We start from the raw sequence: 25,452 nt of genomic DNA, 5'->3' as shown, positions 1-25,452 counted from the left end.
ATCCCTAGCGATGAAACGCCGGGCGTTTTGAGCTTTGTCGTCCGTGTTTCCACACTTAGAAACACACATGCCGCGCTCAGTAACCGCACCGTCACTCAAAGACGGGCAGATGAACGCGGCGACAACTTATATAACAATCGGTAACATCGGGCGATTCGCCACCGGCTCAGCGGGGCCCCGGCTTCATCGAAAACCTTCTTTGGGGGTACGCGCTACGCCAACCGGATGATCCAGGATCGACGTTCGGCCGCACCCATACTCGGTCGGCCGGCCGGACTTCGCGCCGTCCGGTCATCCCGCCCGGGACAACAGGTTCAAAGCGGGCGCGCGCTGCGAATGCAGGATCTGCACGGTGTCCTCGGTGCAGGTGCCCGGCTTCTCGTCCATCACGCACAGGGTCCCGACCACGTGCCCCTCGGCGGAGTTCAGTGGCACGCTGGCATACGACCGGACACCACTGATCGCGAAGAGCGGGGTGTCCGCGTACTCGTCGTCGGTCGCACTGTCACCGATCAGCACCGGGACGTCCTCGGCCACCACGATGGTGTCCGGCGACCACTCGACCGGCACACCGCCCGCCTCACGGACCCACTTGGGCAGGCCGTGCGAGCCGGTCACCACCACACTGTCGTTGAGGACCAGGCTGATCGCCGCCATCGGCACCCCGGTCAACTCGGCCAGACGCTCGGCGAAGGTGTCCAGCGCCGCCGCGTGCGCCGGGCGGGTGAGCAGGTCGGAGACGGCGAGCAGCCGCTTCACGTCCACCAGGTGGGCTGCCGCGTCCGGGCTCGTCCGACGTCCCGCCTCGCGGGCCGCCAGCAACTCCTTGGCCGCGACGACCACATGCCGGGGACGGACCGGCTTGGAGATGGTCACGTCGCACAGTCCGCGGGCCGCGGCCGGCGCGGCTGCGGACAACATGATCACCGGAATGCCGGCGGTGTCCTTCTGCGCGCGCAGACGCTCGGCCACGTCGAGACCGCTCATCCCGGGCATGTGGTGGTCCAGGATGATCAGATCCGGTCCGGACTCGGCGATCAGATCGAGGGCGGCGGCGCCGGACGGTGCGGTGCGAACCGCGTACCCCTCACTGCTCAGCACGGTGGCGAGCAGATCGGCGATGTCCGTGTCGTCCTCGGCGACCACGATCGACGCCATGCCTGCCCTCCTCCTCGAGTCGGCTGGTGGATCGACCTTAACCCGCGGAAGGCACACCATCCGGGCGAAACGGCAACCCGGCCGATCGCTCGGAGCCCCAGGACTGCTCTCCCGACCGAATCCGCCCCACCAGCGTCGCCAGCCAGTCGATCTCGGCCGCCACGATCCCCCGCCAGTAGGCCTCCTCGAGCGGCGCGGTCCCGTCATCGGCGACCTCACCGGCCAGCCGCCGCGCCCGGTCGTCGAGGATCCCGGCGGCCCGGTCCGGGGCGAGCGCCTCGGCGAAGCCGACCGCGAGCACGAAGTCGACCGAGGCGGCCGGCGTGTCCCGGAGGCCCACCTCGAGCTTCTCCCGGAAGCAGGCGACCCCGGCGGCGGTCGCCTCGTAGACCGTCCGGGGTGGCCGATTGCCCACCCGTCCGGGCTTGCGCGCCCGCACCAGACCGGCCCGTGCCAGCGACTTGAGCAGGGTGGTCACCGTGCTGCGGGTGACCGTCAGCGGAGCACATCGCTCCCGCAGCCGGGTGGACAGGTCGTACGCGTGAGCGGGCTGCTGGACGAGAAGGCCCAGAATGGGTAGCACAAGGCTGTTCCGAGAGGCATCCAGCGGCATCGCCCGATTTTAATAAGCGTATACATCTAAAGACAACCGTGCAGGTCGTCGTAGGGTGAAGCGATGCGGGAATTGACCAACTGGGCCGGCAACATCGTCTTCGGCGCGCATCACGTGCACCGCCCCACCTCCACCGCCGAAGTCCGCGCGATCGTCACCGCGGCACCGAAACTGCGCGTGCTCGGCAGCGGCCACTCGTTCAACCGGATCGCCGACACCGACGGCGACCTGATCTCCCTCGCCGACCTCCCGCGCACCGTCGAGATCGGACCGGACCGGACCACGGTCCGCGTCGACGGCGGCATCCGGTACGGCGAACTGGCCACCGCCCTGCAGGCCGAGGGCTTGGCCGTGCACAACCTGGCCTCGCTGCCGCACATCTCGGTCGCCGGCGCGGTCGCCACCGCCACGCACGGCTCGGGCATCCGCAACGGCAACCTGGCCACCGCCGTCGCCGCCGTCGAACTGATCCGCGCCGACGGCGAGACGGTCACCCTGCGCCGGGGCGACCCCGACTTCGCCGGCGCCGTCGTCGGGCTCGGCGCGCTCGGCGTGGTCACCGCCCTCACCCTCGACGTGGTGCCGTCGTTCCCGCTGCGCCAGTACGTCTTCGAGAACCTGCCGGCCGCCGCCCTCCGCACCGACCTGGAGGAGATCCTCGCCGACGGTTACAGCGTCAGCCTCTTCACCAGCTGGACCGGACCCGACATCGACCAGGTGTGGCTGAAACGGCCCGACCCGCTGACCGGCGACGACTACTTCGGCGCCCGCCGCGCCGACGGCCCGCGCCACCCGGTGCCCGGCATGCCCACGGTGAACTGCACCGAGCAGGGCGGCGTCCCCGGCCCGTGGCAGGAGCGCCTGCCACACTTCCGGATGGAGTTCACCCCGAGCAGCGGTGAGGAACTCCAGTCCGAATGGCACATCGCCCGCGAACACGCGGTGGCCGCCCTCGACGCGGTCGGCGGACTACGCGGACGGGTCGCCGACGTCCTGCAGATCTGCGAAATCCGCACCATCGCCGCCGACGACCTGTGGCTCAGCCCCAACCACGGGCGGGACAGCCTGGCCCTGCACTTCACCTGGATCGCCGACACCGAGGCGGTGCTCCCGGTCGTCGCCGACCTGGAGAAGGCGCTCGCCCCGCTGTCCCCCCGCCCGCACTGGGGCAAGGTCTTCACGATGGCCCCGGCCGACGTGCGAGCCGCCTACCCCCGTTTCGACGACTTCGCCGCCCTGACCCGCCGCTTCGACCCGTCCGGCACGTTCCGCAACCCGTGGCTGGACGCCCTCCTCGACTGACCCGCACCCAGCAGAGGGAGTCCCCGGAGCGCGAGCCCCTTGCCTTGCGGTCCCCTTGCCTTGCGGTCCCCTTGCCTTGCGGTCCCTTTACCTTGCGGTCCCGCAGCGCGAACCCCTCGCCGTGTGACCCCGCAGGGCCGCCCCAGCCGTCGGCCACGGTTACCTGCAATCCGAGCACAGCCGTGGGCGACGGCCCACAAACACGAGCCGTCGCCAGCGGTCGCCCGACGCCGCAGAAAGAACCCTGAAGAACGGCTGACGACCCCGAGCCGTCGTCCACGGCTGAACCCCACCTCCCGAACAGCCGTGGACGACGGCTGAACCACCCCCAGCCGTCACCCACGGCTGATCCAAGAGCCGGAAACGACCCTCAACGACGGCCGCCCATCCCGAGCCGCCACTCAGGGCTGAACTTCGCCTCCTGAACAGCCGTGTCCGACGGCTCCGCCAACCCAGCCGTCGGACACGGTCGAGCCATGGACTGACGACGACCGTGGACGACGGCTGACGACCCAAGCCCGGCACGACCCCGGCCCGGCACAACCCGAACTCGGCACGCCCCGAACCCGGCACGCCCCGGAGTCGGCACGATCCGAACCCGGCACGATCCGAACCCGGCACGATCCGAACCCGGCACGCCCCGGAGTCGGCACGATCCGAGAGTGCGGGTGCCGACGCCGGGCGTGACGGAGCACCAGCGCGGTCAGCGTGACCGGGCGCCAGCAGTCAACAAGACGGGGACTGCTGCTGGGCGGCGCTGAAGGCACGGCGGTAGGCGGACGGCGACGTACGCATCGCCCGGCTGAAGTGGTGGCGGAAGGTCACCGCGGCGTCGAAGCCGACAGCCGCCGCCACCTCCTCGATCGGCAGCCCGCCGTCCTCCAGCAGGGCCAGGCTCGCGTGTACGCGCTGCGCGATCAGCCACCGGATCGGGCTGGTGCCGGTCGCCCGGGCGAAGTGCCGCAGGTACGTCCGCGACGACATGTGCGCGCGCCGGGCCAGTTGGTCGACGGTGATCGGGGTGGCGAGGTGGCCCAGTGCCCACGCGATGCTGCCCGCGACCCGGTCGTCGTCCGCGTCGGCGGGCATCGGCGTCTCGACGAACTGGGCTTGGCCGCCGTCCCGGTGGGGTGGGACGACGAGGCGCCGGGCGACCGCGTTGGCGATGCCGGTGCCGTGGTCGCGGCGTACCACGTGCAGGCACAGGTCGAGTCCGGCGGCGCTGCCCGCGCTGGTCAGGACCGTGCCGTCGTCGATGTAGAGCACGTCCGCGTCGACGTCGACGGCGGGGTGCCGCCGGCGCAGGGCGGCCGCGTATCGCCAGTGGGTGGTGGCCCGGCGGCCGTCCAGGAGTCCCGCGCCGGCCAGGGCGAACGCGCCCGAGCAGATCGACATGATCCGCGCGCCCCGGGCGTGGGCCCGGCGCAGCGTGGACGCCAGGGCCGGGGAGGTCGCTGCTTCGACGTCCGGCACCCCGGGCACGATCAGCGTCTCGGCCTGCTGGAACACCTCCAGCCCGTGCGTGGTGTGCAGGGTGGCGCCGCCGACGAGACGGATCGGTCCGGGCCGTTCGGCGCAGATGGTCAACTCGTACCAGGGCACGTCGAATTCGGGCCGGGGCAGCCCGAAGATCTCGGTGACGATGCCGGTTTCGAACACCGACATCCCGTCGTATGCCAGCACCGCCACCGCGTGGCCGCGCCGTCCCACCGTCAGCATGGCGCGATGTTAGCGCCCGCCGTCGTTCCCGCCACTGGTCCGGCCGGCCCACGACATCGCAGGATCGGATCATGAACAACAGCGCTGAGGCCTTCTTCGCCGCGAAACTGGCCTTCGAGACCGACGTCAGTGACGTGCACGCCGCCCTGGAGTCCGGCCGGCCCGGACTGATCGTGATCGACTCCCGGAACACCGCCTCCTGGGATCAGGGGCACCTCCCGGGTGCCGTCCACCGGCCCGATCCGGCGACCCTGCCCCGGGACGCCGAGCTGGTCGTCTACTGCTGGGGGCCGGGCTGCAACGGCGCGACCAAGGCGGCCCTGGAACTCGCCCGGCACGGCCACCGGGTCCGCGAGATGATCGGCGGCTTCGAGTACTGGGCTCGGGAGGGTTTCCCGGTGGTCACGTCGACCGGCGAGGTGACCCGTCCGGTCGACGAACTGACCGCCCCCTGCGGATGTTGATCAAGCCAAGAGATCGAGCCACAAGAGATCAAACCGAAAAAGATCAAACCGCAGAGAGCCGCGCGATCAGACAGCCCCCACCGGCGACCGTGACGGCACCGTGCAACGGCCGGCCGGTCACCGCGTCGACCGCCGGACCGGGCAGCGGCAACGACGCCGCGACCGGTCCGTGGTTGAACAGGTACAGCAGGTCGTCCCGGCGTACCGCCTCGACGTCGCGGGGCAGCCCTTCCAGCACCGGCCCCACGCCCGCCTCGGACGCCACCGTGCCGAGCAGCCGTTCCAGGCTGTCGTCGTCGAGTCCGGTGGAGAGGTACCACGCCACGCCCGCCCCGACCTCGCGACGGGTGATCGCCGGGGCGCCGGCCAGCACCCCCGACGTGTACAACGCGACCGTCGCGGCGCCCGCGGTCTCCACCCGTTCCGCCCAGCGGCCGGCGACCGTGCCGTCGTCGAGCAGCAGCGTCGTCTCCGGGGGCTGCGGGTGCCATTCGACCGCCCGTACCCCCAGAAGGTCGCGGAAGGCGCCCGGGTAACCGCCCAGCCGGATCCGGCCGGCCGGGTCCGCGATGCCACTGAGGTAGCCGACCACCAGGTGGCCACCGGCGGCCACCCAGTCGCCGAGCGCCGCGGCGGCCCGGTCCGAGACGAGGTAGAGGTGCGGCAGCACGATCATCGAGTAGGCGCCGAGGCTCTCCGGGAAGGATTCCAGGCCGGGGAAGACGAAACCGGTCTGGCGTTTGGCGCGGAACAGCGCGCGGTGGGCCTGCCGGACCGCGGCGAGGTAGTCGATGTCCGCGGCCGGGAGTCCCGCCCCTTGCAGCGCCCACCAGGAGGGGGCGTCCCAGGCCACCGCGATCCGCGCCGCGGGCGGTGCCGCGCCGGCCGTGGTGGCAAGGTTCTTGAGGGCGCGTCCCAGTCCGACCGCCTCCCGGAACACCGGGCTGTCCGCGCCCGCGTGCGGCACCAGCGCCGAGTGGAACAGTTCGGCGCCGCCGCGGGGCTGCCGCCACTGGAAGTACATCGCCCCTCGGGAGCCGCGCGCCACGTAGCCGAGGCTGTGCCGGGTGAGACGTCCCGGCTCCTTGGCGTGCATCCGGCCCGGCGTGTAGATCAGGTTGGGCGCGGTCTCCATCAGCAGCCACGATCCCCCGCCCCAGCCGCGGGCCAGGTCACCGGCGAAGGCGGTCTCCTCCTCGGCTCCCGGTCCGGCCGAGTCCGGGTAGTGGTCGACCGCGACGAGGTCCACCTCGGCGGCCCACCGGGCGTGGTCGACGCTGACCCAGCCGCCCTGGACGAAGTTGGTGGTCACCGGGATGTCCGGGGTGAAGGAGCGCAGCACGTCGCGCTGTTCGGTGAACGCGCCCAGCAACTCGTCGGAGAGGAACCGGCGGAAGTCCAGCACCTGGGCCGGGTTCGGCAGGTACTGGGTGGCGCGCGGCGGCATGATCTGCGACCAGTCCGAGTACCGCTGGCTCCAGAACGCGGTGGTCCACGCCTCGTTCAGCACGTCCAGGTCGCCGTGCCGGTCCCGCAGCCAGGTCCGGAAGGCCTCGGCGGTCAGATCGCAGCGGCAGTCCGTCCCGTACTCGTTGTGCACGTGCCACATCGCCAGCGCCGGGTGCCCGGCATACCGCTCGCCCAGGGCGGCGGCGATGCGGCGGGCGGCCGCGCGGTAGGCGGGTGCGGACGCGCAGTAGGTGTCGCGGCTGCCGTGGGTGAGGCGGACCCCGTCGGCGTTGACCGGCAGGGCCGACGGGTGGGCGAGCGTGAACCAGGGCGGCGGTGAGGCGGTCGGGGTGGCCAGGGCGACCCGGATGCCGCCGTCGTGCAGCCTGTCCATGATCCGGTCGAGCCAGCCGAACTCGTACTCGCCCTCGCGGGGTTCCAGGTGCGACCAGGCGAAGATGCCGAGTGACACCATGGTGATGCCGGCCTGGCGCATCAGCGCGACGTCGTCGTCCCAGACCTTCTCCGGCCACTGCTCGGGGTTGTAGTCGCCGCCGAAGAAGAGCATCGCACCGCCTTGACTTTAGTTTGGACGATAAACAAAGTAGGCAGAGTGCATACCGCTGTCAATCAGTCCTTCCGCATCACGACGAGCACCGAGGACTGGGAGCGCGCGCTGATCAGCGGGAACGGCCGGCAGGGTGTCCTCTGCTACGGCTCCCCCACCGCGCTGCGCTTCACCCTGGCCCACGAGGAGATCTTCCAGCCGGTCACCGAGCCGCTCCCGGCACCGGCCACCGCCGCGGCCCTGCCGCGACTGCGCGATCTCATCGCGGGCGGGCGCTTCAGCGAGGCGGCGCAGGCGGTGTGCGACCTGGCAGTTCAAGAGCATCCGGGGTACGCGGAAACGCGCTGGACCGATCCGCTGATCCCGGCGGCGACGATCACGTTCACCCCGGACGGTCCGGTGGGCGCCGGCTGGTCGCGGGGCACCGACTTCGCCACCGGTGTGGTGACCCAGACCTGGGACGGGGTGACCTGCGAGACGTTCGTGTCCCGGGTCCACGACGCGGTGGTGACCCGGATCCGGGGCGTCGACGGAACCGTGACGATCGGGCTCACCGACGGGCGACCGGAACGACCGGTGGACGCCGTCACCCGGCGGTCCGGAGACGAACTGCTGCTCACCGCACGGTTCCCGGGCGTGGACTGGGCGGGGGCGCTGCCGGGATACACCGTCGGCGTGCGCGTCACGCGTACCCGGGAAGAGGTTTTGATCGTCGCCCGGGCCACCCCCTCCCCGGACCGGCCGGGAGCCCTTCCCGACGGCGACTTCGACGGCCTCCTGGCGGCCCACGTCGTCCGGCACGGCGACCTGGCCGGACGGGTCACGCTCGACCTGGGCGGACGCCGGGAGCAGCAACTGTTCGACGCCGGCCGCTACGCGATCATCAGCAGCACCGGTACCCGCCCGCCGACCCTGCAGGGCGTCTGGTCCGGTTCCTGGTCGCCGCCGTGGCGCAGCGGCTGGACCGTCGACGGCAACCTGCAGGCCGCGCTGCTGTCGGTGCATTCCACCGGCACTCCGGAACTGATGACACCACTGTTCGACCTGCTCGACACCCTGCACGACGACTTCCGGGAGAACGCCCGGCGGCTGTACGGCGCGCCCGGCGTCTACATCCCCGCACACCTGGGCAGTCACGGCCGGCAGAACCACTTCGGACCGGTCTGGTGCCTGACGTTCTGGACCGCGGCAGCCGCCTGGCTGGCCCGCCTGTACCTCGACCACTGGCAGCACACCGCCGACCGGGAGTTCCTCGCCGCCCGGGCCCTCCCGTTCCTCCGCGAGGTCGCCGACTTCCACCTGCACGTCGTCGAGATCGTCGACGGTCGCGCCCGGTTCAGCCCGTCCTACTCCCCGGAGAACGATCCGGACGGCGCCGGCGCCCAGGCCTGCGCCGACGCCACCCTCGACGTGCAGGCCGTCCGGGATCTGCTCCGCGGTCTGCTCGCCCTGGACCCGGACCACCCGTCGGCGGACCGCCGGCGCACCCTGCTGGAGGCGCTGCCGCCCCACCGGATCAACGCCGCCGGCGAGCTGGCCGAATGGATCGACCCGAGGTTCGGCGACCACCACGAACACCGGCACTCCAGTCATCTGGTCCCGTTCCTGTACGCCGGCGACCCGCTCGTCGACGCCGACCCGGCTCTGCACGCGGCCGCGGTGGCGACGGTCCGGGCCCGCCTGCGGTGGTGGCTGAGCGAGGCGTCCGACGAGATGGGGTACGGCCTGGCGCTGCTCGGCGTGGCAGCCGCGCACCTGGGCCTGGCCGCGGAGGCGTACGCGGCACTGGAACGACTGGGTGACGCGTACTGGCGTCCGACGATGGTGCCCACCCACAACCGCGACCACATGTTCAACGTGGACGTGGCCGGCGCCTACCCGGCGCTGATCGTGGCGATGGTACTGCGCAGCCGGGACGTGGGACCGGACGGGGTGGCCCGGGTCGACCTGCTCCCGGCGCTGCCCGGCGCGTGGCCGTCCGGGAGCGTCCGCGGCCTGGTCGCCCGCGGCCCGGTGACCGTCGACGTGTCCTGGACCCCGGACCGGGTCGACGCGACGCTGACCTCACCCGTCGACCGCACGGTCGAACTGGGCCTGCCCGGCTTGACGAAAACGGTCACGTTGCGGGCGGACCACCCCCACCAGGTCTCCGCCCCGCGCTGACGCTCCCGCTCACACGGCTTCCCCCTGGACGACCGCGACCATCCGGTTCAGCGCCGCCTGCATGTAACGCTGCCACAGCGGGCGGAACGGCCCGGCGATGATCAGCTTTCGTCCGGGGAGGGGCTTGAACTCGTACGTCCAGCGGATCGTAGTACCGTCCCCGTCGGGCAGGAACGAGAACTCACCGCGGACGCCGCGGGCCAGCGCACCCAGGGCGTTGGTGAAGCCGGTCAGCTCGTACGCGAAACCGTGGCCGTCGACGTATTCGGTGAGCGCCTCGGTGGCGTGCGAACCGTCGGTGAACCGTGGCCGCCGGGACACCCCGGCGTGGTCCCAGTCGCTGGTCTGGTCCTCCACCCCGGCGATCCCCGGGAACAGGCGGTCGGCGACGAAGACCCGGCTCAGGTCGATCGGGGCGATGATCCGGAACGTGACGGCGGGGGTGGCGGACGTCCGGGCGAAGACGGTGATCGGAACGGTCCGGTCGGTACTGGTGATGAGCATGGGATCAGCTTCCGGCCATCGGCAGGGGGCAGCCAGGCACCTGATCGACCCTGGTACCAGCGGTACCCAGGCTGCGATCATGAAGCGATGAGCGCGGTGACCTTCGGTGCCCTGGTACGGCGATGGCGTGATCGGCTGGATCCGGCCGACGCCGGGCTCACCCGGACGGCCAGGAGCCGCACTCCCGGCCTGCGACGTGAGGATCTGGCCGGACTGGCCGGGCTGTCCGTGGAGTACGTGCTACGCCTCGAACAGGGCCGCGCCACGAATCCGTCGGCGCAGGTGGTGGCCGCGATCACCCGGGCCCTTCAACTCCGGCGACCGGAACGCGACCAGCTCTTCCGCGCCGCCGGGCTGCTGCCGCCGCAGGACGGGATGGTCGACGACCATGTCCCGCCGGGTGTCCAGCGGCTCGCCGCCCGGCTCGGTGACGTGCCGATCGGGATCTTCGCGGCGGACTGGCGGCTGCTGTGGTGGAACCCCATGTGGATCGCCCTGCACGGTGACCCGGCCGTCATCCCCGAACCGGAGCGCACCATCGCGCACATGCTGTTCGGCACCGGGTCCGCGCCCGCCTACCTGCGGCCACTGACCTCGACGGCCGGGCCGGACGCCTTCGCAGCCACCATCGTCGCCGACCTCAAGGACGCCGCGGACCGGTACCCCGCCGATCCACGGCTGGCCGCGCTGGTGACCGGCTTCCGGCAGGCCTCGCCGGAGTTCGAGCGCCTGTGGACGACGGTCGGCGCCACGACGCTGACCAGTGACGAGAAGACGATCAGCCACCCGGAGATCGGCGACGTGACGCTTGACTGCGATGTGCTGACGGTGCCCGGCGCCGACCTGCGCATCGTCGCCTACACCGCGGCAGCGGGGTCCCCCGACGCCGACAGGCTGGACTGGCTGCGGGTGACGGCCGACCGCTCGACGGAGAAGGAACGGGCCACCGCCTAGACACGCAGGGACGAAGCCCATCCGTGTGGTGATTACGGGCGCGCTGGACGCCCGTATTCACCACACCATGGCGGGTGTGGTGATTACGGGCGCGCTGCACGCCCGAAGTCACCACACCATGGCGGGTGTGGTGAATACGGGCGCGCTGCACGCCCGAAGTCACCACACGGATGGGCTTCGGACCCCGATGACGAGAGGTGTCTAGGCGTCGAAGGTGACGGTGGCGACGGTGAGATCCGGGTGGTCGTAGCGGAGGTACAGGTCGTGGGTGCCGGCCACCGGCGGGAAACCGGCGGTCACCTCGGTCAATTCCTCGCGGCCCTCGACCGGCGGGACCGGGACGGTGGCCAGGACCGGTCCGGAGAGCGGGTCGTCCAGGCGCAGGGTGAGTGTCGCGGCCTCGCCCCAGGCGGCGGCCTCGGCGCGCAGGCTCGTGACGCCGGCGCCGAAGTCGACGTCGTCGAAGACCGCCCAGGCGCCGGCGTGGACGCTGCGCAGGGCCTCGCCGGGAGCGCGGTCGACCGGGGCGGGCAGGACGGCGTCGTAACCGTCGTTGTCGATCAGGCGCAGGCCGGCCCGCGGGTCACGGGACGGGATGCGTTCACCGTCGACGCGCAGGGTCGCGGTCTGCGTCCAGTCGGTGCTGGACCGGCCGACGGCGATCGTGTGCCCGGCGTCCTCGACCACCCAACGGGACCGGGTGACGTCCCAGAACGCCAGGTCGGCGGCGGCCAGCGGGATCTCGACGGTGGCGCGCGCCCCGGGTTCGAGGTGGATCCGGCGGTATCCGCGCAGGCTGCGCAGCGGCTGCTTGACCCGGGAACGCTGCTGACGGGTGTACAGCTGGACGACCTCGGTGCCGGCCCGATCGCCGGTGTTGACGACGTCGACGCTGACCGTGACCGTGCCGGACGGGTCGACCGTGGTCGCGCTCAGCCGCAGGTTCTCGTGGTGGAACGTCGTGTAGCCGAGGCCGTGGCCGAACGGGAACAGCGGCGTGCCCCGGTAGTAGAGATAGGTCGCGTCGGTCGCGATGATGTCGTAGTCGAGGAGTTCCGGCAGGTCGCCGGTGTCCGCGTACCAGGTCTGGGTGAGGCGTCCGGTCGGCTCCGCGCCGAACAGGACGTCGGCGAGCGCGGCGCCGTGTTCCTGACCGCCGTGCGACGACCAGAGGACGGCCGGCAGGTGGTCGGCGGCCCAGCCGATCGCATACGGGTACGCGCTGGTCAACGCCAGCACGGTCCGCGGGTTGGCGGCGTGCACCGCGTGCAGCAGGTCGTTCTGGGTGCCGGGCAGGGACAGGTCCCGCCGGTCGGCGGTCTCCCGGCCGGCCACCAGCGGATGGTTGCCGAGGGCGAGCACGACCAGGTCGGCCTGCGCGGCCACCGCGGCGGCCGCGGTTACGCCGTCGACGAGCAGGTCGACGGTGAAGACGGTGGCGTCGGCGGGCACCTCGGCGGCGGTCCGCACCACCCCGTCGGCCCCGGCGGCCAGGAAGCGGCCGCTCTGTACGTGCCGCAGCAGCACACCACCGGAGACCGGCACGAAACGGAACGTCTCGCGCACCTCCCAGCCGTTCGGGCCGGGCCGGTCGTGGACGAGTCGGTGCGCCTCGGGCCCGAGACCGTCGGCGCCGACGAACAGACCGTTCGACACGGCGCGCAGCGAGATGGTCTCCTCGCCCCAGTCCAGCACGTCGAAGAGCGCGTCGTCCGGGGTGCCGTGCTCTGCGCGTACCCGAAGAAGATCGTGATCAGTGACCAGGAGCCCGGCCGCGCAGCGCAACGCGACGCGGTCCACCCCCTCGTGGAAGAGGACGGTGCCGACCCGTTCGGTGATGCCGTCGCGCAGGGTCCGGCGGTACGGCGGAGTGCCGCTGTACCAGTCGTCGAAGGTCACGTCGGCGAGCGGCCCGATCACCGCGACGGTCCGCGGCGTCGCCGGGTTCAGTGGCAGGATGCCGTCGTTGCGCAGCAGCACCACCGAGGCGCGGGTGGCCTCGCGGGCCAGCGCACGGTGCTCGGCGGAGTCGACGGCCTCGGGGCCGATGTGCCGGAACGGGTCCTCCTCCGGGTTGAACTCGCCGAGGCGGATCCGCACCGACAGGATGTGCCGGACGGCGGCGTCCACGTCGGACTCGCTGAGCAGGCCCTGTTCGCAGGCTGCGGTGAGGTGGGCGACCGACGCGGCGGGGTCCTCGGTGATGCAGTCGACGCCGGCCCGCAGCGCGGCGGCGAAACCGGCCACGTGGTCCTCGCTCCACTGCTGGTCACCGGCGAGGTTGTGCACCGCCCAGGCGTCGCCGACGACCATCACGTCGTCCTCGGTCCAGGACCGCAGCGTCTCGTTGATCAGCGGGCTGAGGTGTGCCGGGCGCCCGTTGACCAGGTTGTACGAGGCCATCACGGCGACCGCGGCACCGTCCGCGAGCGCCGGCCGGTATGCCGGGAGCTCGTATTCGTGCAGCACCCGCGGCGGCAGGTTGCTGGAGGTCAGACACCGGTCGGTCTCGTTGTTGTAGGCCAGGAAGTGCTTGAGGGTGGGTGCCGTCCGCAGCCAGAGCGGGTGGTCGCCGCGCAGCCCCCGCGAGTACGCCGTGCTGAGCACCCCGGTCAGCCAGGGGTCCTCGGCGTAGCCCTCCTCGTTGCGTCCCCACCGCGGGTCGCGCAGCAGGTTGACCACCGGCGCCCACACGTTGAGGCCGACGTTCTCCGGGTCGCGGTGGTGCATGGCGCGCACCTCGACGCCGACCGCCTCGCCGACGCGGCGCAGCAGCTCCGGGTCCCAGCTGCTGGCGAGCCCGACCACCTGGGGGAAGGTGGTGGCGACGCCGAGCCAGGCCACCCCGTGCAGCCCCTCGGTGCCGGTCCGGAACGCATCGACGCCCAGGCGTGGGACGGCGGCCTGGTGCTGGTGCAGCAGGCCGATCTTCTCCGCCAGGTTCAGCCGGCCCAGGAGGTCGGTGACCCGCGTGGCGAGTTTCTGCTGCGGGTCGCGAAAAACGATGCGAGTGGGGGAATCGGTCACAACGTATTCCTTCGGGCCGAGTCGGTCGTCGAAGCGCTTCGACAATCGAGCGGCGAAAGCCACCACGCGTGGATTTCGCGAATGTTTCGGACGGAGTTCCGTCAGGCTCGCACCCTCGTCACACGTTGGTCAAGAGGCGAGGATCGTTACGACGGGGCTCGATCGGCCACCGCCGGGATGTGTCGGGCGTCTCCGTCAGCGGGTTTCCGGCAGGTGCCCGGTGTCGATCCGGTCCAGGTGCGAGACGGCCGCGCCGAGGGCCGCGGCGTGCCGGCCCAGAGCGGACGCGACCAGGCGCGCGCCACCCGCGGCGGGTGCCAGTGTGTGCCGGGCGAGCTCCGCCTCGGCCGCCGGGACGATCCACTCCGCGAGGCTCGCGTAGTGGTCGCCGAGGACGATCACCTCGGGGTTGACCAGGTTCGCCACCAGGGCCAGGCCCTGACCCAGGTGACATCCGGTGTCCCGGAGCGCCGCGACGGCGCCGGCGTCGCCGGAGCGGGCCAGGACGGCCAGTTGCTCGACCGCCGGACCGAGGTCGGTGAGCGCCTCCGGGTCGACGTCCGGCAGGGTGCGGCGGACCAGCGGCTCGATGCCGGCCAAGTCCTGCAGCGTGGGGGAGCCGGCCGGGCCGAGCGCGAACCGCCCGATCTGCCCGGTGAAGCCGCGGGCGCCGAGCAGCAGGCGGCCGTCGGCGACGATCCCGGCCTCCAGGCCCGCGGCGCCGGTGACATAGGTCAGGTCGAGACCGGCCGGATGGCCGCCGTGGCGCAGCTCGGCGAGCGCGGCCAGGCCGGCGTGGTTCGCCACCGCGACGTCCAGGCCGGGCTGGCGCAGCGATCCGGCGAGACGGCCGCCCAGGTCCACGTCGGACCAGCCGAGCGGCGGCGACAGCCGGACCGTGCCGTCCTCCACCAGGCCGGGAACCGCGACGGTCAGTCCGAGCACGCGCCGCCCCTGCTGACGGACCCGGACCGCGGCGCGCTGGGCGAGAGCGGTGATCGCGGTGACCGCCCGGCCGGCGCCGGTGGTGGCCGGCTCGCCGTCGAACGCACGGTGCCAGAGCAGCAACCGGTCGCCGGCGAAGTCGACGGCGAGGGCGGTCAGGCTGTCCGCGGCGACCTGCAGGCCGATGGCCGCATAGGCCGAACCGTCCAGGGCGAGCACCGTGGAGGGCCGGCCGATCCGGTTGCCGGACAGGCCGGTCTCACGCAGCAGCCGCTGGCCGATCAGGTCACTGGTCAGGCTGGAGACGGTGGCCTTGTTGAGCCCGGTCGACGCGGCGATCGAGGCGCGTGAGCTGGGCCCGTTGACCCGTAGATGGCGCAGGACCACGGCCAGGTTGGTGGCGCGCACGTCGGCGAAGTCCGCCGGTTGCGGCTCGGCCTTGGTCGTCTTCACATCAAGCTCCGCTCTCGGCCGTCCCGTGCCGCCCCGCTGGATCATCTTGCCGCATCTCCACGGAGCGTCGCAGTGGGCGCGCTCCCAAGAGACCGCTTGTCCGGTCGTCGCACGTCAGTTAGCTTGTCTTCGATGCACTTAGTTTAGACGCTAACCAAAGTAACTCCATAACGGAAGGGTGGTAAGCCCGTGGGTGGAACGACGAACAGGCGCAACTTCCTGGGGCTGGTCGGCCTCGGCGCGGCCTCACTGGCCAGTGGCGGGACGCTCGCGGGCTGCAGCAAGGAGCCGGGTTCCAAGGGTTCGGCGACCACCGCCGAGCAGGCCGCCGGAGTGGTGCCGACCTTCAAGGACTCCACCCTGGTCCCGCCGGACATCAAGGGCACCCGGCCGGTGGCCGACGGATACCAGAAGTACCCGACGTCGCTGGCCGACGCGGTCGCCGAGAAGCCGATCACCAGCGGACAGCCGATCTCGGCCACCACGCCCTGGTGGGGCCCGGCGCCGCCGACCGACAACAAGCTCGTCGGCGGGGTCAACGCCGACCTGGGCGGCACGATCAACTTCAGCATCCAGGACGGCGTCACCTACGGCGACAAGCTGAACACCATGCTCGGCGCCCGAGACGTGCCCGACCTGACCTGCATCCCGGGCTGGGAGATCAACAAGCTGGCCCGGTTCAACGAGGGCGTACACGCGCTCTTCGAGGACCTCACGCCGTACCTGGCCGGGGACAAGGCGAACGCCTATCCGCTGCTGGCCGGCCTGGACACCAAGTCGTGGCAGGACGCGGTGTGGGGCGGCAAGCTGATGGGCGTCCCGTTCCCCAGTGACAACCCGTTCCCGACCATGCTCTTCTACCGCAAGGACATCGCCGACCAGCGTGGGATCGCCGCGCCGACCACGCTGGACGAGGTCTACGAGTTCGGCAAGAAGATGACCAACGCGGACAAGGGCGAGTGGGCGTTCGGCGACATCTTCCAGGAGGTGCTGCAGATCTGCGGCAACACCGGGTCGCAGAACGGCTGGGCCAAGGGCGCCGACGGCAAGGTCTACCACCGGTACGAGACCGAGGAGTACAAGCGGGCCGTCGAGTTCATGGCCCGGATCTACGCCGAGAAGCTGATCCACCCCGAGCTGGCCAGCAGCAAGGGCGGCGACGTCAAGACGCTCTTCAAGGGCGGCAAGATCTTCATGTTCGCCGACGGCGGTGGGGCCTGGAAAGAGGTCCAGCGGCCCGCGATCGCCACCACGCCCGGCTTCAACATGCAGGCGGTCAAGGCATTCGGGGCGGATGCCGGCAAGCCCCCGGTGCGCTGGGGTGGCACCCCGTCGATCATGTGGACCTTCGTCAAGAAGGGCCTGGGCCAGGAGCGTACGGCGGAGCTGCTGCGGGTGCTCAACTATGTGGCGGCGCCGTTCGGCACCAAGGAGTACGAGCTGATGAACTACGGGACGGAAGGCACCCACTTCACCCGGGACGCCAGTGGTGCACCGGTCACCAACGACCTGTACGTCAAGGAGTTCGCCAACCAGTTCATCTTCCTCGGCGGCCGTCCGCCGGTGGTGGTCGGCGGCCCGGACATCCCCAACTACGCGTCCGACTTCGTGAACTGGGGCAACGACGCCACGCAGTACCTCGAGAAGAACCCGTGGGAGGGGATCAAGGTCGAGGTGCCGACCCAGCAGGCGGCGATCCAGCAGCCCACCGACGACAAGATCACCGACATTCAGCGCGGCCGGCGTCCCCTCTCCGACCTGCCGAAGGTGATCGACGAGTGGAAGGCCGGCGGCGGCGACGCGGCACGCGACTTCTACGCCAAGGTCCTGGCTGACAACGGACGATGAGCGCCCCTCCGATCGTGGCGGAGTCGGCCCCCGACACGAAACGCAAGAAGGCCAAGGTCTCGCCGCAGCGTCAGCAGCTCTCCTTCGGGGCGCGGCTGCGGCGGGACTGGCCGCTGCTGCTCATGTGCTTCCCGGCGATGGCCCTGCTGGCGGTCTTCCACTACCTGCCGGCCCTGGGCAACGTGATCGCGTTCCAGGACTACAACCCGTTCGCCGGGGACAACCCGCTGGAGGCGTTCCTCTACAGCGAGTGGATCGGGTTCGGCAACTTCGAGTACCTGTTCAAGAACCCGTCGTTCTGGGATGCGGTGGTCAACACCCTGTCCATCACGGCGTTCCAGTTGGTGTTCTACTTCCCGATCCCGATCATCCTGGCGATCCTGCTGAACAGCATCATGTCGCCGCGCCTGCGGTCGCTGGTGCAGAGCGTCGTCTATCTGCCGCACTTCTTCAGCTGGGTGCTGGTTGTCTCGCTGTTCCAGATGATGCTCGGCGGTGCCGGGTTGATCGCCCAGACCCTGCGTCAGTCCGGGATGGCCGTTCCGGACATCATGACGAACCCGGACACGTTCGTCTTCCTGATCACCTCGCAAGCGGTCTGGAAGGACGCGGGCTGGGGCATGATCGTCTTCCTGGCGGCGCTGGCGGCCATCGACCCGAGCCTGTACGAGGCGTCCGCGGCCGACGGTGCCGGGCGGTGGCGACGGCTCTGGCACATCACCCTGCCCGGGCTGCGGCCGGTCATCGTCCTGCTGCTGATCCTGCGACTGGGCGACGCGCTCAACGTCGGCTTCGAGCAGTTCGTGCTGCAACGTGAGGCGGTCGGCCGGGACGCCGCCGAGGTGCTCGACACCTACGTCTACTACCAGGGCATCGCGGTCCAGCAATGGGGCGTCGGTGCGGCCGCCGGCCTGCTCAAGGCGGTGGTCGGCCTCCTGCTCATCATCGGGGCCAACAAGATCGCGCACCGGTTCGGCGAGCAAGGGATCTATTCCAAGTCATGAGCGTCAGCGCTGTTCGCAAGAGTTCCCGGCCGGTGTGGGAGGAGAAGCCCACGCTCCTCGGTCAGTTCGGCAAGGGCACGATCCTCACCGTGGTGGTGGCGGCCGTGCTCGTCCCGCTCTGGGTGGTCGTGGTCACCAGCCTCTCGTCCGAGAAGACGATCAACGAGGCCGGTGGCTACGTCTTCCTGCCCCGCGAGTTCAACCCGTCGGCCTACGTGGTGATCTTCTCGGGTGGGCAGGTCACCGACGCGGTCCTGGTGAGCACGCTGGTGACGGCGGTCGGCACGGCACTGAGCCTGATCGTCACGGTGCTCGCGGCCTACGGGCTGTCCCGGCCGGGGACACTCGGGCACCGGCCGATCCTGTTCTACTTCCTGCTGACATTCCTGATCTATCCGGGCATGATCCCGAGCTATCTGGTGGTCACCGGCCTGGGCCTCAAGGACAACCTGCTCTCGCTGATCCTGCCCACCGCGATCAGTGCGTTCAACCTGGTGGTGCTGCGGGCGTTCTTCATGAGCATCCCCGGCGAGCTGCTGGACAGCGCCCGGATCGACGGCGCCGGCGAGTTCCGCATCCTCACCCGGATCGTGCTGCCGCTCTCCAAAGCGGTGACCGCTGTGGTCGGGCTGTTCTACGCGGTCGGCTACTGGAACGCTTTCTTCAACGCGATCCTCTACATCGACCGTAACGACCTGCAGCCGGTGCAGCGGGTGCTGCAGCAGTTCATCCTGGCCGGGCAGTCGCCGTTGACGTCGGGTGCGGCGGTCTACATCCCCGGGTTGGGGGCGTCGATGCCGCCCAGCCTTGCGATCAAGATGGCCGTGGTGGTGGTCACGATCGTGCCCGCGCTGATCATCTATCCGTTCGTCCAGCGCCACTTCACCAAGGGCGTGATCATCGGAGCAGTCAAGGGATAGGCGTCGAGGCCGGGCCTTCCGGTACGGCCCTGGCCCCGGCCAGGGCCGTAGGTGCAGGATGCGGGCAGACGACGACCGCGCACGTTCTGACCTTCGCCGGCATCACGGCCCTGGCGGCGAAGTCGCCCGGACCGGACTTCGCCGCGCCGATCGATGGTGGGTGGCCGGCGGCACGACATCTGGCGGCCGCCGGGATCGCCGCGGGCGTGTCTCAGCCCGAAGGCCGGCGTCTTCTTCATCGCCTTACTCCCCCAATTCGTCGCCCCCGACAGCGCCTTCACCGGCGTGCTGCCTGCTCTCCGCGGTGGCCGTGGTCGTCACGATCGCCTGGTTCACCGTCGTCGCCAGCCTGGTCGCGGCCCAGCGCCGGGTGCTTGCCCGGCGGTCCGGCGTTCGCTCGATGCCCTGACCGGCGCCGCGGTGATCGCCCTGGGCCTGTGTCTGACGGCCACCACCGCCCCCCTGACGGGCCCTCGCGGCGTGCCGGAATGCCGGGACACGGTGTTCGAACAGTTCGAGGAATCCGGGATTCCGCCCGGTCCGGCGGCACCGGCGTGCCCGCAGTCCTCGAACAGACCGTATTCACGGTCGATCACCGGAATACCGTGGGCGACGAAAGCGGTGCGGATTCACCGGTCGATGCCGCAGGGAACCTGACGTGCAGTGCCACCGAAACAGTGACCGCCGGCGATGTTCACGCAGAAAGGCCGGTACTCGCGGTAGTGCACGAGGACGGTTTCCGCCTTGTCACACGACGACGAGCCACCCGGGGCGGCAGGGGGATGCGCTGACCGCCGGCGTGGCCCGCCGTGTGCCGGAGCCGCGCCCGCCGGTGTCGTCGAAGGGTGATCCGTGTCAGGCTTCCTCCGCGCATTCACGCTGATGCACTCATGTACTCACGCGTCTGCGCGGGCGAGTACAAGGAGTACTGAACACGAAGGCCAGTACTCGGTGCATTTCACTGAAAGGCCGACCCACGGAATACTGCACTTGCCGATTACGATTCCGGCGGCCTGGGCGGAAAAATGCCGGCGCGGGTCTCGACGGGCTGCGATCCGGCAAATCTACCTGCAACTTTGCAAGTTGCAGCGGCTTCGGACCAACGGCAACCCTCCAATCTGGAATTGGCACATGATTTTCCCCGCACACGCATTGTCGCGATGCCAATTCGCTTCGTACTCTGTTGGTCAACTGCAATCGATCGACATAAGTACGAGCGATGCGAGCCGGCTCGGCACGGAGCCCGGGGAGGAGCAGTCATGCTTGTCAAGGTCATCGACCAGATCACCGACGACGAGTTGCACAAGGCCGCATGGGAGCTCTATGAGCGAGCACTGGGTGAGATGCGCGCACTGGCGGTGCAGCGTCATCTGATGTACCAGTCGGAGTTCGACGAGGTCATGCTGGACCGGCGCGTGGAGAAGTACCTCTGTTACGACGACGAGGGCACTCTCTGCGGGTTCGCCACCCTCAGCAATGATCTCTATTCGATGTCACTGATCTCTCCGGAGTACTTCGAACGTCGATGGCCGGAGCTGTACCGGCAACGGCGCATCTGGTACGCCGGGTTCGTCGCTGTCGATCGTGACCGTCGATCCTCCCGCGCACTCCTGGATCTCATGGAGGCGATGTACCGCACCGCTTCCAGCCAGAACGGGATCATCGCCCTCGACTTCTGTCGATACAACGACGCGAAGCGCAACATGGGTCGTGCGACCGAACGGATCCTGAACCGGTTCGCCGGCGGCACGATGCATGCCGAACGCATGGACGAGGAGCAGTTCTGGGCCTACGAGTTCCGGGCGGCTGCCTGAGCCTCTCGGGTCGGCATCAGACCATAGGCGCCCTCCACATCGTCCAGAGCGGCGGCCCGTCGGGTAGGTCGATCACGGACCGGACCTGGTATCCGTGTCGAAGGTAGAGATCCCGGTTACGCGGGTCGTTCGCCTCGAGATAGGCGGGAATGCCGGCCTGGTCCAGCCGGGCGTGATGGCGGCCGATCAGGGCGCTGCCGAGACCGTGGTTCTGGCGGCTCGGGCGGACGGCGAGGAAGGCCAGGTAGTGGTGCGGTTCCAGCGGGTGGTTGGCGTCAAGGGCGACGTCCAACTGCTGGACCCGGTCGATCGCGTCCTCGGCGGCCTCCTTGACGCGCCGCTCGTACTCGAAGGGCGGCGGAATCATCGAGGTCAGCGGGAACCACAGGGCCACCGCGGCCATCCGGCCGGTCTCGTCGGCGGTGCCGTAGACCTCCCCGTACTGGACGGCGTAGTCCACGAAGATCTCGAAGTACCGGGGAACGTTGCGGCGGCGGGCCATCGGGTCGGGTTGCAGCCAGCGGGCGACCGGGCCGTCCCACATCGCGTCGGCCACCACCTCGGTGATCTCCGCGGTGTCGAGCGGAGACACGTGACGGACCACGAGCTCCTGAATCGCGTACGTCATTGAACCTGTCCCCTACCTGATCGACTGCTGCATGTGAGTGGGGTCCTGCTGGTCAGGGTGTTGCGCACCCGGGTACTGCGGAGCGGGGTACGGCGGGGTCACCGGCTGCTGCTGGGTCGGGAAGTCCTCGCTGGGGTAGCCCTCACCCGGGTATTCGTGCGGGTATCCGGGACCGAGGTGCGGACGGCCCTGGAAGTGCTCGTCCGGGTATGCCGAGCCGGGGTAGTCGGCATCGGGGTACTCCGGTCCGGGGTACGGCCCGGAGGGGTGCATCGGCAACGCGTGCGAGTGCGGACGGGGAACCGCCGGCAGGTTCTCGATCACCGCGCGGCCGTCTCCCCCGCGTCCGATCACCGCGTACGCCTGCGGGCGGGTGCGCCGCATGATCAATGCCCAGGCGATGCCGACGACGGCACACACCGCGTACGCCACCGGGAAGATCCAGCGGAAGGGTGAGCCCTCCGGCACCTGCAGGATGTCTCCCAGACCGATCACCGTCGCGTCCAGGACGATGCTGAGCAGGAAGAACGCCATGATCGGCGCGACCATGGACCGCCACACGTTCTCCCGGCCCGGATTGCGCAGGAAGAATGCGACGACCGCGGCCGAGGCACCCCACATCAGGATGAGCACGCCGAGACCACCGATCGTGGTCAGCCAGGCGAAGAGGTAGACCAGCGGGTCCTGGTCGATGAACGCGTACAGCACGATGACGCCGAGGGCGACGACGCTCTGCGCGATCGAGCCGACCACCGGGGCGCCGGTGCGCGGATGGGTGTAACCCCAGGCGCTGGGCAGCACACCCTCACGGCCGAGGGCGAACTGGTAGCGGGAGACCGCGGCATGGAAGGCCAGCAGCGCCGCGAAGACACTGGTCATGAAGAGCAGGTAGCCGATGCTCACCAGGATCTCCGGCACGTGCGGCGCGACCAGGGCGAAGACCAGGTTGGTCGTCTCCTGCTGGGCCACCGCGACGATCCGGGCCGGTCCGGTGCTCACCGACATCGCCCAGGCGGAGACACCGAGCAGCAGGCCGGCCACCATCACCGAGATGTGCGTGGCCCGGGCGACCGTCTTCTTCGGATCGCGGGCCTCCTCGGAGAGCACCACGGTCGCCTCGAAACCGACGAAGCCGGCGATCGCCAGCACCATCATCGCGGCGACCTCGGGGGTCAGCAGCTGCACCGGGTCGAGCGTGGCGAAGCTGATCTCGCCGCCCGCCGGGTTGGCGATCATGATCACGTCGTAGACCACCACGACCAGGATCTCGAGCGCGAGCAGCACGCCGAGCACCTTGCCGCTGAGGTCGACCCAGAGGATGCCGAGGACGGCGACCAGCGCCCAGGCCACGAGCGCGCAGACCACCCATGAGGTGACCAGCCCGAACGCCTCGAGCACGCTCGCCGCGACGACGCCGAACAGACCGAACAGACCGATCTGCATCATCGCGTACGCCGGGAGGGCCACGAAGGCCGAGGCGACCCCGAGAGCCCGGCCGAAACCCTGGGCGATGTAGGAGTAGAAGGCGCCCGCGTTGACGATGTGGCGGCTCATCGCGACGAAGCCGACCGTGAAGATCGACAGGATGAGGGCGACCACGATGTAGACGATCGGGGCAGCGGTCTGGCCGATCACGGCGTAGACCGTCGAGATGCCGCCGATGACCACGGTCAGCGGGGCCGCACCGGCGACGCCGAAGAACACGACCGATGGGACGCCGAGACGGTTGCTGGCGAGGGCTTGGGAGATCAGGTCCGGCTCGGCCTGGCGCCGGCGCTGCTCCTGGAGCACACGCCCGGCCCACTGGTCGACGTTGTCGCGCCGGCGCTGATGGCGGCCGGTCAACGCCGGCCCACCGCGAGGGCGGAGCCCACCGAGGACTCGGTGCTCTCGACCAGCTCGCGCAAGTCACCGGGCAGGGACGCGATCATGCTGGGCAGCGCGTGGTAGATGTGCGGGTACATCTCGAAGCCGTACATCACGTGCCGGGTCAGGCCGGTCGCCACGGTCAGGCCGACGAGCATGCGGTCGCTGAGGTTCAGCTCCATGCCGCGGACCAGGATGTTCGCCACGCGGGTGGAGGCCCAGGCCGCCGCGTTGCGCTGCCGCGCGGTGTTGGGCAGATAGAGGGTCTGCAGCGTGCCGAGCATGCGGCGCTTGGTGACCAGTTCGACGGCGCCGACGCGGACCAACCGCTCGGCGACCCGGACGGCCGCGTCCTGCGAGAGGAAGGCCAGCCAGGTGTGCACGTCGCGGTGCTGCGACTGTGCACAGAGGAGATCGAGGATGTCGTGGTCGAGCGCGTCCCGAGGGGGACGCTGGTCGAGAATGATCAATTCGCCGTCACTGACGCCGATGCGTCCTTCGAGAACCAGCTCGCCGAGTAACGCGGCGGCCAGGCCCAGGCCGGTCGCACGAGGGTGCAGCCGGGACCTTCCGGTGCGGTCCTCATGTGCGATCAGGTAATACTGGTCAGCCAACACTCCGCCCACGCCCCTTAGACGCAAGTTCCAATGATCATTTCACCTATGTAGGAAACAAGACAGAACTCGATGTCCGATGCATCATGTACCCAACATCAAGGTCAATACAAGAAGTACTAGACTTCTTATTCAGGCCCCGCCGTCCAGCACCCCATTTGTGATCATGATTTGCTGATCTTGGAAAGACTGATCATGAATGAGTTGCGGAAACGTGCGGAAACGGTCGTAATATCGACTTCACTAGGACGGTAGGGAGTCCAGGTGTCCGATATTGAGGGTCCGACGCTACGACGCCGCAGACTGGGGGCCGAGCTCAAGCGCTGCCGGGAGGCGGCCGGGTTGACGCAACAGGACGTCTCCCGGCACTTCGAGTGGCACGCCGCCAAGGTCACCCGCATCGAGACCGCACGGGTCGCGGTGACCCCGCGCGACGTGCGCGACCTGCTCACGCTCTACAACGTCCGGGACCAGGGCTATCGCGAGGCGCTGGTGGAGCTGGCCCGGCTGTCCCGGGAGCGGACATGGTGGACCGACTACCGGGACATCATGCGCCCGGGCAACTTCGTCGGGCTGGAGGCGGCGGCCACCGCCATGCGCACGTGGGAGGCGGTCCTCGTGCCCGGCCTCCTGCAGACCGAGGAGTACATGCGGGCACTGATCAATACCGGTCGATCGATGGATTCACCGCAACACATCGACCGGCGGGTGGCACTACGGCTCACGCGACAGAGCCGGCTCAGCGGCGAGCGCCCCCTCGAACTGTCCGCGATCATCGACGAATCCGTGGTGCGCCGGGTGATCGGTGGCGAGGACGTGATGCGTGGCCAGCTGCAGCATTTGATCGACTCCGCAAGATTACCGAATGTAACCCTGCAGATCGCGCCGTTCAACGTCGGCGAACACCCGTTCCTGGGCGGGTCAGCAGCGCTTTTGGAGTTCCGCGAGACCACCCATTTGGATGTTGTCTACCTGGAAGGCATTGCGGGAGACTTCTACGAAGAGCAACCAGACGAGGTTGCCAGGTACCGACAGGAGTTCGAGCGATTGAGCGCAAAGGCGCTCGACCATCGGACTACGATAAAGATGATCGAGAGCCTGCTCGTCGCGTAGCACTCCCGAGGAAATCTCATATCGAAGGGAGGTGCCCGAGTTGCTCGCGCACCAACTCAACGGTGCCGTCTGGAAAAAGGGCAGTCGCAGTAACGGCAACGGCGGTAACAACTGCGTCGAGGTTGCTTTCCTCGACGATGGAATCGCCGTCCGTGACAGCAAGGACCGAACAGGTCCGGCCCTCATGTTCACGCAGGCGGAGTGGACCGCCTTCGTGGACTCTGCCAAGGACGGCGAATTCGACATCGTTCGCTGAGAGAGCCTACCGATAGGCGTACGACGATGGAAGTGCCCGACCGCAAGGTCGACTTCCACGATGTGCGACT

General features: G+C 69.7%; 20 protein-coding genes. 10 read left to right on the top strand and 10 right to left on the bottom strand.

Going from position 1 to position 25,452, the window contains the following annotated elements; translation table 11 throughout:
* Positions 1-291: 291 nt before the first annotated feature.
* Positions 292-1,158 carry a response regulator gene (locus tag WH85_RS14350; RefSeq protein ID WP_045742323.1) on the bottom strand — a complete coding sequence of 289 codons (867 nt, stop codon included), beginning with the start codon at positions 1,156-1,158 and terminating at the stop codon, positions 292-294.
* Positions 1,159-1,195: 37 nt separating this feature from the next.
* On the bottom strand, positions 1,196-1,771 hold the full coding sequence (locus WH85_RS14345; RefSeq protein ID WP_045742322.1) for a PadR family transcriptional regulator: 576 nt from the start codon (positions 1,769-1,771) through the stop codon (positions 1,196-1,198).
* A gap of 63 nt (positions 1,772-1,834) precedes the next feature.
* Between WH85_RS14345 and WH85_RS14340 the strand changes: the two genes are divergently transcribed.
* Entirely contained in the window at positions 1,835-3,073 is a 1,239-nt protein-coding gene (locus tag WH85_RS14340) for an FAD-binding protein (RefSeq protein WP_045742321.1), read from the top strand.
* Positions 3,074-3,799: 726 nt separating this feature from the next.
* Here the strand turns inward: WH85_RS14340 and ftrA are convergent.
* On the bottom strand, positions 3,800-4,792 hold the full coding sequence (gene ftrA / locus WH85_RS14335; protein ID WP_045742320.1) for a transcriptional regulator FtrA: 993 nt from the start codon (positions 4,790-4,792) through the stop codon (positions 3,800-3,802).
* 71 nt (positions 4,793-4,863) lie between these two features.
* Here ftrA and WH85_RS14330 point away from each other — a divergent pair, with 71 nt between their 5' ends.
* Positions 4,864-5,256, top strand: a complete 393-nt coding sequence (locus tag WH85_RS14330) for a rhodanese-like domain-containing protein (RefSeq protein ID WP_045742319.1) — start codon at positions 4,864-4,866, stop codon at positions 5,254-5,256.
* 43 nt (positions 5,257-5,299) lie between these two features.
* Here WH85_RS14330 and WH85_RS14325 read toward each other — a convergent pair whose 3' ends face one another.
* Positions 5,300-7,273 (bottom strand): beta-galactosidase, encoded by a 1,974-nt coding sequence (locus tag WH85_RS14325; protein WP_045742318.1) that lies wholly within the window; start codon positions 7,271-7,273, stop codon positions 5,300-5,302.
* A gap of 45 nt (positions 7,274-7,318) precedes the next feature.
* Here WH85_RS14325 and WH85_RS14320 point away from each other — a divergent pair, with 45 nt between their 5' ends.
* A complete protein-coding gene (locus WH85_RS14320) occupies positions 7,319-9,436 on the top strand; it encodes a glycosyl hydrolase family 95 catalytic domain-containing protein (protein WP_045742317.1) in 2,118 nt (705 codons plus the stop codon).
* 9 nt (positions 9,437-9,445) lie between these two features.
* Here the strand turns inward: WH85_RS14320 and WH85_RS14315 are convergent, their stop codons facing one another.
* A complete protein-coding gene (locus WH85_RS14315) occupies positions 9,446-9,940 on the bottom strand; it encodes an SRPBCC family protein (protein WP_045742316.1) in 495 nt (164 codons plus the stop codon).
* Positions 9,941-10,027: 87 nt separating this feature from the next.
* Here WH85_RS14315 and WH85_RS14310 point away from each other — a divergent pair, with 87 nt between their 5' ends.
* Positions 10,028-10,894 carry a helix-turn-helix transcriptional regulator gene (locus WH85_RS14310; RefSeq protein WP_045742315.1) on the top strand — a complete coding sequence of 289 codons (867 nt, stop codon included), beginning with the start codon at positions 10,028-10,030 and terminating at the stop codon, positions 10,892-10,894.
* A gap of 201 nt (positions 10,895-11,095) precedes the next feature.
* Here the strand turns inward: WH85_RS14310 and WH85_RS14305 are convergent, their stop codons facing one another.
* Positions 11,096-13,921, bottom strand: a complete 2,826-nt coding sequence (locus tag WH85_RS14305; RefSeq protein ID WP_083449002.1) for a glycoside hydrolase family 3 protein — start codon at positions 13,919-13,921, stop codon at positions 11,096-11,098.
* Between the two features lie 195 nt (positions 13,922-14,116).
* On the bottom strand, positions 14,117-15,319 hold the full coding sequence (locus tag WH85_RS14300; protein WP_045742314.1) for an ROK family protein: 1,203 nt from the start codon (positions 15,317-15,319) through the stop codon (positions 14,117-14,119).
* A gap of 189 nt (positions 15,320-15,508) precedes the next feature.
* Between WH85_RS14300 and WH85_RS14295 the strand changes: the two genes are divergently transcribed.
* From WH85_RS14295 to WH85_RS14275, 4 genes are all read left to right on the top strand, one after another.
* On the top strand, positions 15,509-17,167 hold the full coding sequence (locus tag WH85_RS14295) for a type 2 periplasmic-binding domain-containing protein (protein ID WP_045742313.1): 1,659 nt from the start codon (positions 15,509-15,511) through the stop codon (positions 17,165-17,167).
* Positions 17,164-18,171, top strand: a complete 1,008-nt coding sequence (locus tag WH85_RS14290) for an ABC transporter permease (RefSeq protein ID WP_045742312.1) — start codon at positions 17,164-17,166, stop codon at positions 18,169-18,171. The genes WH85_RS14295 and WH85_RS14290 overlap by 4 nt, the downstream gene beginning before the upstream one ends.
* Positions 18,168-19,091 (top strand): carbohydrate ABC transporter permease, encoded by a 924-nt coding sequence (locus WH85_RS14285; RefSeq protein ID WP_045742311.1) that lies wholly within the window; start codon positions 18,168-18,170, stop codon positions 19,089-19,091. The genes WH85_RS14290 and WH85_RS14285 overlap by 4 nt, the downstream gene beginning before the upstream one ends.
* Positions 19,092-20,350: 1,259 nt before the next feature.
* Complete coding sequence (locus WH85_RS14275; RefSeq protein WP_045742309.1) at positions 20,351-20,905, top strand: hypothetical protein; 555 nt, start codon at positions 20,351-20,353, stop codon at positions 20,903-20,905.
* Between the two features lie 16 nt (positions 20,906-20,921).
* Here WH85_RS14275 and WH85_RS14270 read toward each other — a convergent pair whose 3' ends face one another.
* The 3 genes from WH85_RS14270 to WH85_RS14260 are packed head-to-tail and all read right to left on the bottom strand — an operon-like array spanning position 20,922 to position 24,016.
* Complete coding sequence (locus WH85_RS14270; RefSeq protein WP_045742308.1) at positions 20,922-21,533, bottom strand: GNAT family N-acetyltransferase; 612 nt, start codon at positions 21,531-21,533, stop codon at positions 20,922-20,924.
* Positions 21,534-21,545: 12 nt separating this feature from the next.
* Entirely contained in the window at positions 21,546-23,378 is a 1,833-nt protein-coding gene (locus tag WH85_RS14265; RefSeq protein WP_083449000.1) for an APC family permease, read from the bottom strand.
* Positions 23,375-24,016 (bottom strand): GOLPH3/VPS74 family protein, encoded by a 642-nt coding sequence (locus WH85_RS14260; RefSeq protein ID WP_052720456.1) that lies wholly within the window; start codon positions 24,014-24,016, stop codon positions 23,375-23,377. Before WH85_RS14260 ends, WH85_RS14265 begins: the two co-directional genes overlap by 4 nt.
* Before the next feature lie 261 nt (positions 24,017-24,277).
* On the opposite strand from WH85_RS14260, the gene WH85_RS14255 reads away from it, so the two are divergent.
* Positions 24,278-25,126 (top strand): helix-turn-helix domain-containing protein, encoded by an 849-nt coding sequence (locus WH85_RS14255; protein ID WP_045742306.1) that lies wholly within the window; start codon positions 24,278-24,280, stop codon positions 25,124-25,126.
* Positions 25,127-25,166: 40 nt separating this feature from the next.
* Positions 25,167-25,382: a DUF397 domain-containing protein gene (locus tag WH85_RS14250; RefSeq protein WP_045742383.1), complete on the top strand. Its 216-nt coding sequence runs from the start codon at positions 25,167-25,169 to the stop codon at positions 25,380-25,382.
* The last annotated feature ends 70 nt before the right edge of the window (positions 25,383-25,452 follow it).

The organism is Actinoplanes rectilineatus, assembly GCF_000962825.1.
In the GTDB taxonomy this organism is placed as follows: Bacteria; Actinomycetota; Actinomycetes; order Mycobacteriales; family Micromonosporaceae; genus Actinoplanes; species Actinoplanes rectilineatus.
The sequence above is the reverse complement of the archived record's forward strand: the minus strand, read 5'-3'. Positions and strand labels throughout refer to the sequence as shown.

Bases quoted from the DNA above. Each gene is read 5' to 3' on its own strand.
- WH85_RS14350 (WP_045742323.1), bottom strand. From the start codon at position 1,158: ATGGCGTCGATCGTGGTCGCCGAGGACGACACGGACATCGCCGATCTG.
- WH85_RS14345 (WP_045742322.1), bottom strand. From the start codon at position 1,771: ATGCCGCTGGATGCCTCTCGGAACAGCCTTGTGCTACCCATTCTGGGC.
- WH85_RS14340 (WP_045742321.1), top strand. From the start codon at position 1,835: ATGCGGGAATTGACCAACTGGGCCGGCAACATCGTCTTCGGCGCGCAT.
- ftrA (WP_045742320.1), bottom strand. From the start codon at position 4,792: ATGCTGACGGTGGGACGGCGCGGCCACGCGGTGGCGGTGCTGGCATAC.
- WH85_RS14330 (WP_045742319.1), top strand. From the start codon at position 4,864: ATGAACAACAGCGCTGAGGCCTTCTTCGCCGCGAAACTGGCCTTCGAG.
- WH85_RS14325 (WP_045742318.1), bottom strand. From the start codon at position 7,273: ATGCTCTTCTTCGGCGGCGACTACAACCCCGAGCAGTGGCCGGAGAAG.
- WH85_RS14315 (WP_045742316.1), bottom strand. From the start codon at position 9,940: ATGCTCATCACCAGTACCGACCGGACCGTTCCGATCACCGTCTTCGCC.
- WH85_RS14310 (WP_045742315.1), top strand. From the start codon at position 10,028: ATGAGCGCGGTGACCTTCGGTGCCCTGGTACGGCGATGGCGTGATCGG.
- WH85_RS14290 (WP_045742312.1), top strand. From the start codon at position 17,164: ATGAGCGCCCCTCCGATCGTGGCGGAGTCGGCCCCCGACACGAAACGC.
- WH85_RS14285 (WP_045742311.1), top strand. From the start codon at position 18,168: ATGAGCGTCAGCGCTGTTCGCAAGAGTTCCCGGCCGGTGTGGGAGGAG.
- WH85_RS14275 (WP_045742309.1), top strand. From the start codon at position 20,351: ATGCTTGTCAAGGTCATCGACCAGATCACCGACGACGAGTTGCACAAG.
- WH85_RS14270 (WP_045742308.1), bottom strand. From the start codon at position 21,533: ATGACGTACGCGATTCAGGAGCTCGTGGTCCGTCACGTGTCTCCGCTC.